Origin of the sequence: Acinetobacter sp. YH12140, from assembly GCF_013418475.1 — a bacterium.
Classification (GTDB): Bacteria; Pseudomonadota; Gammaproteobacteria; order Pseudomonadales; family Moraxellaceae; genus Acinetobacter; species Acinetobacter amyesii.
The window spans coordinates 182,573-198,184 of sequence record NZ_VPBZ01000009.1; the positions used below are offsets into that span (position 1 = coordinate 182,573).

General features: G+C 38.5%; 4 protein-coding genes and 4 pseudogenes. All 8 read left to right on the forward strand.

Annotated features, from left to right (window positions below; genetic code table 11):
- The first annotated feature begins 384 nt into the window (after positions 1-384).
- Positions 385-3,801 carry a type VI secretion system Vgr family protein gene (locus FTU75_RS14695; protein ID WP_180109914.1) on the forward strand — a complete coding sequence of 1,139 codons (3,417 nt, stop codon included), beginning with the start codon at positions 385-387 and terminating at the stop codon, positions 3,799-3,801.
- A 64-nt stretch (positions 3,802-3,865) separates the two neighbouring features.
- A complete protein-coding gene (locus tag FTU75_RS14700; RefSeq protein ID WP_180109915.1) occupies positions 3,866-8,692 on the forward strand; it encodes an RHS repeat-associated core domain-containing protein in 4,827 nt (1,608 codons plus the stop codon).
- 10 nt (positions 8,693-8,702) lie between these two features.
- Positions 8,703-9,152, forward strand: coding sequence for a hypothetical protein (locus FTU75_RS14705; RefSeq protein ID WP_111886095.1), 450 nt, complete (start codon positions 8,703-8,705; stop codon positions 9,150-9,152).
- A 114-nt stretch (positions 9,153-9,266) separates the two neighbouring features.
- Positions 9,267-11,780: pseudogene (locus tag FTU75_RS14710) on the forward strand (RHS repeat-associated core domain-containing protein); the annotation flags it as partial.
- 10 nt (positions 11,781-11,790) lie between these two features.
- Positions 11,791-12,237 (forward strand): hypothetical protein, encoded by a 447-nt coding sequence (locus tag FTU75_RS14715; protein ID WP_180109916.1) that lies wholly within the window; start codon positions 11,791-11,793, stop codon positions 12,235-12,237.
- A 91-nt stretch (positions 12,238-12,328) separates the two neighbouring features.
- A pseudogene (locus FTU75_RS14720) lies at positions 12,329-13,260 on the forward strand (IS5 family transposase).
- A gap of 721 nt (positions 13,261-13,981) precedes the next feature.
- Positions 13,982-15,512, forward strand: a pseudogene (locus FTU75_RS14725) (RHS repeat domain-containing protein); the annotation flags it as partial.
- Positions 15,509-15,612, forward strand: a pseudogene (locus tag FTU75_RS14730) (IS5/IS1182 family transposase); the annotation flags it as partial. The pseudogenes FTU75_RS14725 and FTU75_RS14730, both read left to right, overlap by 4 nt.

The following is a 15,612-nucleotide window of genomic DNA, read 5'->3' on the forward strand; positions in this document are numbered from 1 at the left end:
CTGAGTTCGATGAAATCCACTTAGCCTTTTAACATATTTTGGAAAGTTGGCTTATCTATATATTCATGGCATCGGGGTAGATGCGCGATCTTAAAATTGCAGAACAACATTTGCAAAATGCGGCTTTACAAGGACATCTTGAGGTGTTAGCGCAATTGGAAAATATTCACGCTTTTTTAAATGCAACTTAATAGTATTGGGTTTGAGTTGAGTTGAATTAAACGAAAGAGACGTATCGAGGTGGATGCGTCTCTTTTTTCATCAATAAGGGACTTTTCGCTTACATAAAGCCAAACAAAGTCAGGCGCCGAAGCCTTGGAATATATGAGTTTTCTTGATTAAATACCGCCGTATTTTATAAAAAATCGATTTTTGATAATAAACATGCTGAACAATATTTATTCTGCACTTGAGAAATTGGGCATTAGTCCACAAAAACGTGCCTTGCATATTCAATTTTCCAATACCACGCTGAATGAACAAGTATTCTTGCAACGTATTGATGGGGAACATGCCTTAAGTGAAGGTTTGAATGTTCAGCTCATCTGTCTCTCAACTTCTGCCACCTTAGAACTCAAACAATTTATTGGTACACAAGTCGCAATCGATCAGGTAACCGATGCGGGTCAACTTTTTCGTATTACCGGGATCATTACAGAAGCATTTCAAGGCCAAAGTGATGGTGCATTAACGCTATATAAGTTGACCTTAGAAGATGCAACGACACTATGGCATAAGCGTCGTAATAGCCGCGTGTTTATGAATAAATCGGTCAAAGATGTGGTCGAGATTATTTTTAAGGAATGGCAAAAAAAGAGCCCACTTTTTGCAGCGAGCTTAAGTTTGGACTTAAGTGGCTTAAAAAAAGAGTATGACGTCCGGCCATTCATGATGCAAAGTAATGAAACTGACTATGATTTTATTACTCGCTTACTACGCAGTGAAGGCATTCATTGGTTGGTTGATGAAGCTCAATCTTTTGTAACATCGTCTGTGACACCCATAGCAGCTCAAAAGCTACGTTTGATTGATGAAAATAGCCAATATCAAGCTTTGGAGCGACGTAATATCCGTTTTCATCGCAGTAGTGCGACTGAAAAAAATGACAGTATGACCAGTTTTATCGGTCAGCGCAGTCTGCAACCGACGTCGGTACATGTGCAGCGGTGGCAAGCGGATGTGCTTGAACAGGACGAGGGTGGTGGTGCAGTACAAAGCAAGCATCTACATAGTCAAAATCAAGATAATGCGAGCTTAAGCTTAGAGCAGGCATGGCATGTGAGCCCTGCATGGATGCAAGATCTGAATGGTGAAGATGCTGCAACTGCCTCTAATAGTGCTCAAGTTGAACGTCTCAATCAAAATTTTAGTGATTATTATGCAGCTCAAGCCAAACAATTTATTGCTAAAAGTACCGTGCGTGATACACAAGTTGGTTATTGGTTCAAATTGGATGAGCATCCAGAGATTGACCAGCATCGTGGTGCCGATCAAGAGTTTTTGATTTTATCCAAGTCTTTTTATAACCAAAATAATTTACCCAAAGACTTAACCGATCAAGTTACACAACTGATCCATCAAAGTCAGTGGCAAGTCAAACAAAGCGATGCGGATGAACGCCAAGCCAATACCTTGACTTTGCAACGTCGAAATATTACGACTGTCCCTGAATTTAATCCACTTACACATCGACCAGTAACACATCCGCAGCGTGCCAAAGTTGTGGGTCCTGCTGGTGAAGAAATCCATGTTGATGAATGGGGACGGATAAAAGTCCGTTTCCTATTTACCCGTTCCGATGATCATGGCCATGATGGCGGTGCAGGTGCGAATAATAATGACACAGACTCGGCTTGGGTTGATGTGCTGACGCCTTGGGCCGGTGAAGGTTATGGTGCGCGCTTCTTACCTCGAATTGGTGAAATAGTTGTCGTTGATTTCTTTGATGGCAATATTGACCGACCTTTTGTCGTGGGTCGTATTCATGAAGCGCAGCGTAGTCCCACTAAATTTGACAATAAAGGACAATTACCAGATACCAAAAAACTCGCGGGAATTCGTTCCAAAGAAGTGGCGGGAGAGGGATTTGGTCAATTACGCTTTGATGACACCACGGGGCAAATTAGTACCCAGCTGCAAAGTAGTCATGGTGCGAGCCAACTGAACCTCGGTAAGCTCAGTCATCCAAAAGATAAAGCAGAAAGTGAAGATCGGGGTGAAGGTTTTGAGCTGCGGACCGATCAATGGGGGGCGCTACGAGCTGGACAAGGTTTATTGGTGTCGACTTATAAACAGGAAAAGGCCAATGGTGAACATTTAGATGCAGAGATTGCAAGAACACAGCTGGAGACGAGTCATAGTAATAGTAAGTCTTTAAGTGATATTGCAAAACAACAAAAAACAGATGAAATTGAATCTGTTGAACAGCTCAAAGCTTTTGCCAGTGAAATAGAAAAAGATATCGCTAAATTTAAAAAAGCCATTCTTTTACTTAACTCAGTGGATGGTATTGCACTGAGTACACCAGAGGATATTCATTTATCTGCAACAGGCATGATCAACCAAATTGCCGGTGATAGCATTAACCTGAGTACGCAAAAAAATATTGTGGGACAAGCTTTAGGTAAGGTTAGCTTATTTGCAGCACAAGGCGGTATTAAAGCCATTGCAGCGCAAAGCAAAATTGAAATTCAAGCACAGTCAGATGCTTTGGATATTTTGGCAAAAAAAGGAATTACGATTTCTTCTACTGAGGACAAAATAGAGATTAGCAGTCCGAAAGAGATTGTGATCACAGGAGCTTCTTCTCAAATTACTTTAAATGGCTCGGGAATTCTTGCTAAGACAGGCGGTAAATTTGAAGTAAATGCAGGGCAGCATCTATTTAAACCAGCATCGAGTGCTAGCAAGTCTGCACAACTTCCTGCTTCTAATCCGATGAAAGGGGCCTTAGAACTGCTCAAGAGCTATGGTGGTCAAGATTTCTTTAGCGGAACTGGATTTAAAGTGATTGATGCTTTGGGCAAGCAAGTTACAGGAAAATTAGACGGCAATGGCTTTGCTCAAGTAACGGGTATTGCACCAGGACCGGCTAAAGTTGAGTTTGACAAAGATCCTCGAAGTGCTTGGGATTCAGCGAGTCATTTTAAGCGTGACTATCAATGGGCAGAAAACGTTGTACCGGGAGCTTCAGACTTGATTCAGAATGCACTCGGGTCGTTGGGGCAAAATTTAACTTCACAGCTTAAAGATAACTTATTCAATTTAAATGCAGATTCTTTAAAAAATATAGGAAAAAATGCATTAAAAGATCTAGGTGGACAGGCATTAAATCAATTTAAAGACCAAGTCACCAACTCTGCACTATCTGCAATTTCATCGAAACTCAACTTGGGACTTTCTGCTTCACAAATGGCAAGTTTGGGTCAGGGTGCACAAGGCTTATCCAGCGTATTAGGTGGAAGTGGAATGAGTAACGGCATCGTTTCTGGGTCAACTGCTGCCGCAGTTCAGAACTCACAAGCAACCATTGATAAGGATATAGTGGGCCGTAAAATTTCTTATTCCACACGCGCATTGACTTATACGGAAACCATTCGAGAAGGCTCTGCAACGCCTACGAATGTGACAGCTGCACCAGTCGCAGTGCCTAAAGTGCCTGAAATAAAAGTAGCGGAAGCTGCACCAGAAAAAGCGATACCTGTCCTTGCCAGTGACGATGATTGGGTAGATAGGAAGCAATATTCAAGCCCTTATCTCACTTATAGCGAAACTACACGACCGAAAAAGAACAATGGTTAGCGTTTGCTAAAGCTAGCGCCAAACACAGTTTTAAATATTTAGAATTTGAGTAATAGGTTTTTACATGACAACTGATCAAAATGTTCAAAAAGAACAACAGACAATAAATAAGCCAGCCGTAGAATTGGCAATTTTCAATTTAGAGAGTGTGACGCATACTGAAGATCATAAGTTTATAGCACATCAAATTCAGGATTATTTAAAAGCGTGTGGAAATACCAGCCTTGAGCAGCTAAAAGCTAATGCAAATGTTCCGACTGTAGCGAATATCTTTGCATTATCTGGGGCAGTTTTAGACTTGTTATTATTTGCCACCGAGCAAGAACAAGGGGATGCCGCTGTACAAAAAATAGCAGTGCTGAGTATGAACCTGATAGGTTTGTATTTAGAACCTAAAGCTGAAGCTCATGTACGTATGGCTTTACGTCCTTTATTGGGACTCATGGCTGAATGCTTATATCCGCAAAATGGTAAGATCAAAGAAGCTGATATCCGTCGCATGTCTTTGCATTTAAATGCACAAATGGCAGGAGATTTAGAAAAGTTTCTGACTGAAACACAGGCCAAACTACCTAGCCTGCTTTCAGGTGCGACAAATTTAGGAACATCAATATTAAACACTTTTGCAGCACCTATTCAGTCGGGGCTGGTTTCACCGACTATTAGCTTTGGTGCAAGTGCTGAAAAACGAGATCCGGCAGAACAATTTAGCAATTGGGCAAAACCGCTGATTGATTTAAGTAAAACCAGCGCACTTGCCAATATGCTACCTAAAATAAGGAAAGAACAAACAGGCACGCTGCTACAAACTCAAGCAACTCAGGCATTGAGTTCATTTCCAAATGAAATTCAACGTCAAGCTAACGCAAGTCTAAAATACAGTTTGGCATGGCTAATTCAAGAAACCTTAAAAGCCATTAAAACTCAAGGTAACAAAGCCAATGCCAGTGTGCCGATTAATCAAACTGGGGAACATGAGCAGCACACCACAGGGGATACTTTAGAGTTTTTAGCTTTACAGGCTGACGCATTGAATGATTCGACTTGTTCGATTCCAAATGAGGATGCTACACCTAGTGATTCAGCAACTGATAACAGTATTAGTTATGCTATAGGTGCTGAACGGGTCAATCACACCGATTTTAATTTACCTAAAGTGGGTTTTAGCTTTAGCCGTCAATATAATTCGCAAATGCATGAGTTTGATGGCAGCATGATAGGCGCTCGTTGGATGATGCCTTTTTCGAATGTCATCATCCAAAATAGAAACGGCTATTTGTTTATTGATAGTAATGGGCGCAAGCATCAGCTACCAGATTCAATTACCTATGAAGCATACACGGTGCCTTATGAAGGCTTTACGGTAGAACCTTTAGAAAATGAAGATTTGCTGCTAAACTTTGGTTCAGCGTGGAGTTTCCATTTTCACAGCTTTAATGGCGGAAAACACTATCAGTTGATTCAGCAATTTAATGAAGAAACAGATGAAAAAGTTGCTTTAAGTTATTTACTATTTGAACAGCAGGCTTATCTGCAAAGTATTGATTTTCAATTGAAGAAAGCTAAACACCAGCTCAAGTTTGCCTTTAATGATCAAGTAAAAGTTATCGCTGCTTTTGTGGATGAACAGGCAGAGCCAGTGTCACGTTATGAATATGATACGCAAGGCAATTTAATTAAGGCTGTAGATCAAAATGGTCACGTGCGCAGCTATGAATATAATGATGCGCATCAGCTGACCCGTTATACCGACCGTACAGGGCGTGGGCAAAATATTCGTTATGAATCCAAAGAAGCGAATGCCAAAGCCATAGCAGAATGGGCAGATGACGGCAGCTTTAAGACCCGTTTGGAGTGGCATCCACGACTGCGCCAAGTTGCTGTATATGATGCTTATGATGTGCCGACCTATTACTACTTTGATTTAGATGGTTTTACCTATCGCACACGCTTAGCCGATGGCCGTGAAAAATGGCTATCGCGTGACAGTCAAAAACGCATTACCCGTCAAATTGATTTTGCAGGCCTAGAAACCGAACAAATTTATAACGAGCAAGATCAGCTGATTAAAATTGTACAGCCGAATGGAGGCATCATCCGTTTTGCCTATGATGAAGCAGGAAATTTGACGGAAACTAAAGATCCAGAAGGTCATATTTGGAAAAAAGAATACGATGCAGACGGTAATGTAACGAAGGAAATTAATCCTTTAGGTCATAGCACGCAATATAAATACAACAACGATAATCAAATTGTCGAAATCATTGATGCCAAAGGCGGCGCTAAAAAAATTCAATACAATGATTTGGGGCAAATGACCGCATATAGCGATTGTTCAGGTAAAGAAAGCGCATGGGAATACGATGAAGAAGGCGCACTGACGGCCCAGCAGTCTGCAGATGCGCAGCAAGTCAAATATATCTACAGCTCAGAAGGTAAAGACAAAGGTCAGCTTAAAGCAATTGTCTATCCTGATGGTTTAAAAGAACAATTTGAGCATGATGAAGAAGGGCGCTTGCTCAAGCATACGGATACCAAAGGTTTAAGTACGCAGTACCGTTATAATGCTGCGGGTTTGCTCGAACAGCGTATAGATGCGAACCGTCATCAAATTGGCTATCAGTGGGATAAGCAAGGTCAAATTCAAAAGCTGATCAATCAAAACCATGCGGAATATTTATTTAGTTATAACCGTTTTGGGCAGTTGGTGCATGAACAAGCCTTTGATGGCGAAGAAAAGCATTATAGTTACAATGACAATGGACAGCTGTTTCAAATACGTCAACCGAATATCCTGACCCAATTGGGTTATCATGCAGACGGTTCAATTGCTTCAAAAACCTATACGCATGTGCAAACACGACACAGTCAAACTGAAGAATTTGAATACAATCTAAATAATCAACTCAGCCAAGCGACAAATAAAGAAAGCAAAATCAACTTTTATCGAAATCCGCTCGGGCAGTTGGTACGCGAACATCAGCACTATAACGTGCCAAATTTAAAGCCGCTGACTGCAGTGTTGCGTTACGAATACGATGAGTTGGGCAACTTAAGCAAGACTATCCGCCCAGATGGACAAGTCCAAACCAATCTGACATATGGTTCAGGGCATATCTATGGCATCGCCTTTAACCAACAAGATATGGTGGCATTCCAACGTGATGATTTGCATCGTGAAACAGCTCGTATGTTGGCCAATGGCTTAATTCAAAGCAAAAATTATAATGATGTCGGTCTGCTGAGTTCACAAATTATTCGACCAGAACAAGAAACTACAGGTCGTGTACAGCATCAAGCAGAACGTCATTATCAATACGATAAAAACTACTTACTGACCCAAGTTGAGGACAGTCGCTTAGGTCAACTCAACTATCAATACGATGTAATTGGACGATTGATCAAAAGCCAAGGTCCGCAACTTACAGAAAGCTTTGCCTTTGACCCAGCGGGTAACTTGATTGACCCGATTGCGACACAATCATCACAAGTGAAAAATAACCTGATTACGCAATATCAAGGCAAACACTATAAATACGATGCGCAAGGCAATGTGATTGAAACGACCCAAGCAGGCAAAACGCTAAAACTAACGTGGGATAACCTAAATCGTCTGATTCAAAGTGATAACAATGGCCAAGTCACGACTTATGGCTATGATGTCTTTGGTCGACGCTTATATAAACATAGCCCAATAGAAAAAAACTTAACGTTATTTGGCTGGGATAGTGACTTAATGATTTGGGAGTCACAACAATCCAGTAATGAACAAGCGCAATATACCAAGCATTATGTTTATGAGCCGAATAGCTTTGTACCCTTGCTACAAACAGGCTATGCCGGATTTATTAAATTAATTGAAACACCAGACTACTCAAAGTTCCAAACAGAACCTTACTCAGTTTATAAAGACTCAGTATGGAAAACTGAAACACGGAAGAATAAGGCTGCATTAGAAAAAGTTACATTTTACCACTGTGACCAAGTAGGTACACCGCAAACCTTAAGTAATGAGTTGGGTGAATGTGTTTGGGAAATTAAGCAGAATACATGGGGTATTGCTTTAGAAATTAAGGCTAGTGAAAACCTACTTGAACAAACAAATATTCGTTTCCAAGGCCAATATTACGACAAGGAGACAGGTTTACATTATAACCGCTACAGATATTATGAGCCGCATAGTGCAAGGTATGTAAGTAAAGATCCAATAGGACTAGAAGGTGGATTGAATAACTTGGCTTATGTGAATGATCCTAATTTGTGGGTCGATCCAGAAGGATTAAATAGTTTTAATTTTGGTGAAATGTTTGGAATTCCAGCAAGTGCTCAAGCTAGAATAGCATATGAAGGACAGCGTAATTATGATTGTTGGATGAAAACAGGGAGACAATGTGAAATTGCAGTAGAACCTTTGTTTGATTATGTAATATGTACTGGAGGATTCTCAGCATTTGGAGGTTCTAAGATATATAATTTACATAATGGTAATGTCTATACCGCGGGTGGTATTTCGTTAACTGGAACTAAAGATATGAAAGATCATGCAAAAACGGTAGGAGATATTGCTGAAAAAAGTATAGATAATAAATTTAAAATAGGAGCTACTAAGCTGAATAAACTAAGAAAAATGTTTAGTGGTAGCTGCATGGCAGGATATATATTAAATAAACCATCAGGTTTGACAAATTCAAAAGCTACTGATGAATTTCTAACAGGCATGGGAATATCTCAGAGTGTTGGATGGTGGGGAGCTAGGATTGGAGTTACAACTCCTGCTGGCTCCTTCTTTGATAGGAATGGACCTGTTGGTGTGGAAGTTGGTATGGGTACTCCTGGAGTAGATATAAGTGTAAGTGATAGTAAGCCTACTTTAGTTCGTACACAAGATTAGAGGTTATAAAATGAAAAAAATACTATGTTATATTATACTATCTCTTTTACTTATAAACTGCACATCATTAAATAATAGTAAAAATGATGAAATAGATTTAAAAGAATTATCTGAAAAACTATTTAAAGAATATAGTTTTAGTTATGAGACTCTCCGGAAAAAAAGCTCTACTCAACTTGTGGTTTTAAAAATAAGTAAAGAAAATTTCTCTAATAATGATTATGAAAAAATAAAAAAAGCGTTATTAGCTGATAAATGGAGTTTGATTGATTCATATAATAACTATTATAGTTTTTGTAAAACAAATGATTACTCTGTTGATATATTAAATCCTATTTATAGTAAACATTACTCAAGAGATGGTGATGAAGTTAACTTTACTAGTAATGATTATTGGTATTTCGCTTTTTATTACAATAAATTAGGGATTAATACATGTATGGAATATTACAGAAATTAAAACGCCATTTACTCGCTGAGAATAATTTAACTTTATTTGGTTGAGAAAGATGAATTAGAACGGGTTGTATTTTATCACTGTGTAGGTACTCCACAAACTCTCATTAAGTAAGCGTCTGCTGATGCAAAGCAAGTCAAATATATCTACAGCTCAGCAGGAAAAGACAAAGGTCAGCTTAAAGCGATTGTTTATCCTGATGGTTTAAAAGAACAATTTGAGCATGATGAAGAAGGGCGCTTGCTCAAGCATACGGATACCAAAGGTTTAAGCACGCAGTACCGTTATAATGCTGCGGGGTTGCTCGAACAGCGTATAGATGCGAACCGTCATCAAATTGGCTACCAATGGGACAATCAAGGCCGTATTCAAAAGCTGATCAATCAAAACCATGCGGAATATTTATTTAGTTATAACCGTTTGGGGCAATTGGTACATGAACAAGCTTTTGATGGGGAAGAAAAGCACTATAGCTACAATGAAAATGGTCAATTGTTTCAAATTCGCCAGCCGAATGTTTTTACTCAATTTGCCTACTTTGCTGATGGCATGATTGCATCAAAAACTTATACCCATGTGCAAACGCGTCATAGCCAAACCGAAGAGTTTGAATATAATCTGAATAACCAACTGAGCAAAGCAAAAAATAAAGAAAGCCAAAGTGATTTCTATCGAAATGCGCTTGGGCAATTGGTACGTGAGCATCAGCATTACAAAGTACCCAACTTGAGCCCTATGACTGCGGTATTGCGTTATGAGTATGATGAATTGGGTAATTTAAGCAAGACGATTCGTCCTGATGGGCAAGTTCAAAGCAATCTAAGCTATGGTTCAGGGCATATCTATGGTATTGCATTTAATCAACAAGATATGGTCGCGTTCCAACGTGATGACTTACACCGTGAAACAGCTCGTATGTTGGCCAATGGCTTAATTCAAAGCAAAAATTATAATGATGTCGGTCTGCTGAGTTCACAAATTATTCGACCAGAACAAGAAACTGCAGGTCGTGTACAGCATCGAGCAGAACGGCATTATCAATATGATCAAAATTATTTGCTCACCCAAGTGAATGACAGTCGATTAGGTAGGCTGACGTATCAGTATGATGCAATTGGCCGTTTAACACAGAGTCAAAGTCAACATCAAACAGAAAGCTTTGCTTTTGACCCAGCAGGGAATTTGATTGACCCGATTGCCATGCCAGCATCTCAAGTTAAAAGTAATTTGATTGCTCAATATAAGGGTAAAAATTATAAATACGATGCGCAAGGCAATGTGGTTGAAACTAGCCATGCAGGTAAAACATTAAAACTGACGTGGGATAACCTGAATAGATTGATTCGCAGTGATCATCAGGGTCAGGTGACTGAATATGGTTATGATGTATTTGGCCGACGATTATTTAAAAAAAACCCAAATACACAAACCCTGACTTTATTTGGCTGGGACGGAGACCTGATGATTTGGGAGTCGCAGCAATCCAATACAGTAGATGAAAACTACACTAAGCATTATGTCTATGAACCACAGAGTTTTGTGCCATTACTACAAACGGGCTATACAGGGTTTATCAAGCTTTTAGAAACCCCTAACTATGCCCAATTTCAGCATGAAGAATATTCGGTTTATAAAGATCCGATTTGGAGAACAGAAACCCGAAAGAATAAAGTTGAATTAGAACGAGTTGCCTTTTACCACTGTGACCAAATAGGGGCACCTCAGACTTTAAGTAATGAGTTAGGTGAGTGTATTTGGGAAATTGAGCTGAATACATGGGGTACAGTTTCAGAAATAAAGGCCTCTCATAATTTTATTGAGCAAACGAATATACGTTTCCAAGGTCAATATTATGATGTGGAAACAGATTTGCATTACAACCATTATCGTTATTATGATCCACTTAGTGCGAAATATTTAAGTAAAGATCCAATAGGTTTAATAGGTGGTATGAATAATTCAGTTTATGTGAGTGATCCGAATCAGTGGGTGGATCCAATGGGATTGGTAGCTGATAGAGAGATTAAAAAAAGGCTTCAACAAATTGAAGAGTGTCGTCGTACTGGGCAATGTGAAGCATTATTTGATTACGCATATTGTTCAGTTGCAGGTGGCGGTGCTGAAGGCATGGTAATTATTAACTTATATAGTGGCAAAGTCTATGGTGGAGCTGGTCTTAATATTCCTTCAACATTAAAAGATATTCACAAAGAAAAAACGATTTCAAAGAGATTGAAAAGTACGGTCGGAGGTTCTTGTATGTTGGGTAAAATATTTAACGGAAGAGGGCGAAATAATACTGAAAGAACAGACAGATTTATCAATGGTCAAGCTGTTGGGATTAGTGGTGGACCATGGTGGAAAATTGGCATTAGTACTCCAATGGGGGAAGATTTTCTAACTTCACTATCTACAAAGACACCTTTTGCTATTGAAGTTGGTCTAGGTACTCCAGGTATAGATGCGTCATTTCTTGAAGTATTTGGGGATAAGGAAATTAATCCTGTTAAATTTTTAAAGCAAATAAATAAAGAAAATGAAGCTATGATACTTGAACAAAAGATTAAGAATTTAGAGTCTCAAGGTAAAGGATGGGGTACTTTTACAGATGAATTTGGTCGTTTATTTTAAGGGGAATACGATGAGAATAATGTTAGTAATTCTAATTACTTTTTTGACTGCTTGTAGCAGCACGACACCGTATAAATCAAATAAATTTCACAAAGAAGCAGATAAAATATTTAAAGGTTTTAATTATAACATTGTATATGGTAGAACCACTAATTCATATGTTGCTTTAGATGTTGAAATTGATAAAAAAGACATAAAAATTGATGATTTATTAGAAGTTAATAAGAGGCTTATAAAAAGTGGTTGGAGTAATAATTATAATTTAGAAGGTTATTATTGGTCTTATTGTAAGCCTGGAAGTAATGATGCGATAGGAATATATTATCCAAATGATAAAATTAAAAAAACTAAAAATGGAAAATTTTTTAGTTCACGATTAAATTATAATACAGTTTATATATGGATGACTAATTATAAATCAGATGAAATGAATTTTGAGCATACAGAATGCCCTTGAAAAAATGTTTAGAGTAACTCTTTAATGTATGTGTTAGTGCTTTGTTGCACAAACCTATTCTTAAAGGCTTTGTTAGAAATACAATTTTCACATAAAGAAGCCTGCTCTTAAAATCTATCGTACAACGAATTGGTCCGCTTATAACCGAGCATTAATAAATCGAGGAAATATCTTCTCAATTTAGTTTGATCATACGACTCAATTGTATGCGCCATCAAAAGGCAAACAAGGGCGAAATCAAACCTACTCCGACGCAGCCATCCAATGCTGCTTAATGATTAAATCCTTATTTCGTCTGTCTTTACGTATGGTTACTGGCTTTGTGCAAAGTCTGATTATTGCGGATTAAATTGGATAGCTCCAGATTACACCACGCTTTGTAGAAGACAAAAGCATATTGATATTGTAATCAGCTACCAAAAAAGTAGCGATGGGCTGCATCTACTCATAGACTCTACAGGCATGAAGTTTCTAGGTGAGGGCTAATGGAAACGCAAGAAACATGGACCTGAATATCGTCGCCAATGGCGTAAACTTCATATTGGTATAGATGCTAAAACCCTACAAATACGAGCAGTTCAGCTTACAACCAATAATGTCAGTGATTCACAGGTGCTTGGTGATTTACTTAATCAGATTCCACAAGATGAGCGGATCGACTCTGTTTATACTGATGGAGCTTATGACACCAAGCAATGCCGTCAGGTCATTGCAGGTCGGCAAGGGCATGCGGTGATTCCACCTAGAAAAAATGCGAAACCATGGAAAGATACAAAGAGTAGCTCGCTAGAGCGAAATGAATTACTTCGAACAATTAAACGTTTAGGCAGGACACTATGGAAAAAATGGTCAGGCTATCATCGGCGAAGTTTGGTTGAAACTAAGATGCATTGCATCAAATTATTAGGAGATAAACTCAGTGCAAGGAGTTTTGATAGCCAAGTGAATGAGATCCATGCACGTGTAGCAGTCCTTAACAGATTTACGGAATTAAGTCGACCACTTACCCAAGTTACGCCTTAAATTTGGCTTAATTAGGGGCGCTTTGCATTTCAAATCTTTGTGCAACAAAGCCGTGATCAGGTTGAAAAGCATGGAGTTGATAAGTAAATGAATATTATAAAATACAAATTATGTATTCTTTTTGTTGTTTTTTTATTGTATCTTGTGGTATAAATCCTGCGATAATTGTAAATAATAAAAATGATTTTATTAGTGGTTGTATAAATTCAGGTGAGTTTGGAGAAGAAATATGTGAGTGTGTATATAATGATTTACAGAAAAATTACAAATATAATTTCTCTGAGGATGAAAAAAATCTTGATCCGGGAAGTATAGATAATAATATTTATAATCAGAAAATTATAGAGGTATATGGGAAGTGTAATGATTTTTAAATTTCTTAAAAATGGTGGTGGTTTTTCAGTTGTAGTCTTATATTTAATATCTACTATGCTTTATGATTGTGTATATTTTAAGGAGTGTAGAGCTAGGAGGTCATTAAATATATATTTGGAGGACTCTTTTAATTATTATTTATCGATATTTATTCTTTTTATAGGGGTTCTCATTTCCTTTATTATGGTTGTGAATTATATAGTTAAAAGTATGGATGATTAGTTTGGGGAGGCGTTGTTACACAAAGGTGAAATATTAAATAACCTCTAGATTGCGAAGATTTAAACTGACAAGCATGATAAAAAGGATAACGGTCAGATCGGTTTTGAGTTATTACAAATAGTTTATCCAAACTAAAAACTACAATGATATGGGCTCACTCAGCTCATCCGCCCTGAACAGCATACCTTAGATCAAGTTCAGAAAGCCTCAAATTACCGAGCAGAACGTCATTCCCAAGACGAAAAAAATACTTACTCACGTAGGTGGACGACAGCCGTTTAGGCAAGCTGAATTATCAATATGATGCGGTTGGCCGTTTGATACAGAGCAAAAGTATGCATAAAATGGAAAGCTTTACTTTTGACCCTGCAGGGAATTTGATTGACTCCCTTGCTACACAAGCGTCTCAAGCGAAAAGTAATTTGATCGCTCAATATAAGGGTAAAAACTATAAATACGATGCACAAGGCAATGTGATTGAAAGCAGCCATGCAGGCAAATGATTAAAACTGACGTGGGATAATCTGAACCGTTTGATTTGCAGTGATCATAATGGTCAAGTGACTGAATATGGGTATGATGTATTTGGACGGCGTTTATACAAGAAAAATCAAAATGCGCAAACCCTGACTTTATTTGGCTGGGACGGTGACTTGATGATTTGGGAGTCACAGCAATCTAATAATGCTGATGAAAACTATACTAAGCATTATGTCTATGAAGCAAAGAGTTTTGTACCATTACTCCAAACAGGCTATACAGGCTTTATCAAACTGATTGAGACCCCAGACTATTCAAAATTCCAACGTGAACCTTACTCAATTTATAAAGACCCTGTATGGAAAACAGAAACGAGAAAGAACAAAGCAGAGCTAGAACGCGTTGCTTTTTATCACTGTGACCAAGTGGGCACACCACAAACGCTGAGTAATGAGTTGGGTGAGTGTATTTGGGAAATTAAACAGGATACGTGGGGGACAGCTTTAGAGATTAAGACCAGTGAAAACTTTTTGGAGCAAACCAATATTCGTTTTCAAGGACAATATTACGACCACGAAACAGGCTTACATTATAACCGTTACAGATATTATGAGCCGCATAGTGCAAGGTATGTAAGTAAAGATCCGATTGGGTTGTTTGGCGGATTAAATAATTCTAGTTATGTGAATGATCCGAATCAATGGGTGGATCCAATGGGGTTAGCAGGGATATGGACAAATGTGAAAGGTGCATATTCAGATCGTAAGGAAGGATCAGATTGGTATCCAGCATCTGATAGCTATGGACGTCCTGATTCGCAAGCGTTAGCACAGGAAAATAAATCAAACCAGCTTCGCCAGCAACAAATTGAAATGGATCGTTGGCGTAAGGAGCAGGCGGCGCAAAGAAAAGCTATTGAAGAAAATAATGCCAAATATAATGAATGGGCAAGAGAACAGAATAAAAAAGCCGAACAACAATTACGTATTTATAATGCTAGCCAAGTTCCTAAAATGGAAACCCCATGGGTTCCACCTGCTTTACCACAAGAGGTAGTAGATTTTTCGGCAGGAGTCGGGGATATGCTAAGTTTTGGTGCTACAGATTATATAAGAGAGGCTTTGTTGCACAAACCTATCTGTAAAGGGTTTTTCAGCGATATAATTTTCAAATGAAGAAGCCTACACACAAAATCTACCGCACAACCAATTGGCCCGCATATAACCGAGCACTCATGAGTCGCGGAAATATTGCCATTTGGTTTGATCCTGCTAC

What these genes read in the sequence shown, in the direction of transcription:
- FTU75_RS14695 (WP_180109914.1), top strand. Translation starts at nt 385, where the DNA reads ATGCTGAACAATATTTATTCTGCACTTGAGAAATTGGGCATTAGTCCA.
- FTU75_RS14700 (WP_180109915.1), top strand. Translation starts at nt 3,866, where the DNA reads ATGACAACTGATCAAAATGTTCAAAAAGAACAACAGACAATAAATAAG.
- FTU75_RS14705 (WP_111886095.1), top strand. Translation starts at nt 8,703, where the DNA reads ATGAAAAAAATACTATGTTATATTATACTATCTCTTTTACTTATAAAC.
- FTU75_RS14715 (WP_180109916.1), top strand. Translation starts at nt 11,791, where the DNA reads ATGAGAATAATGTTAGTAATTCTAATTACTTTTTTGACTGCTTGTAGC.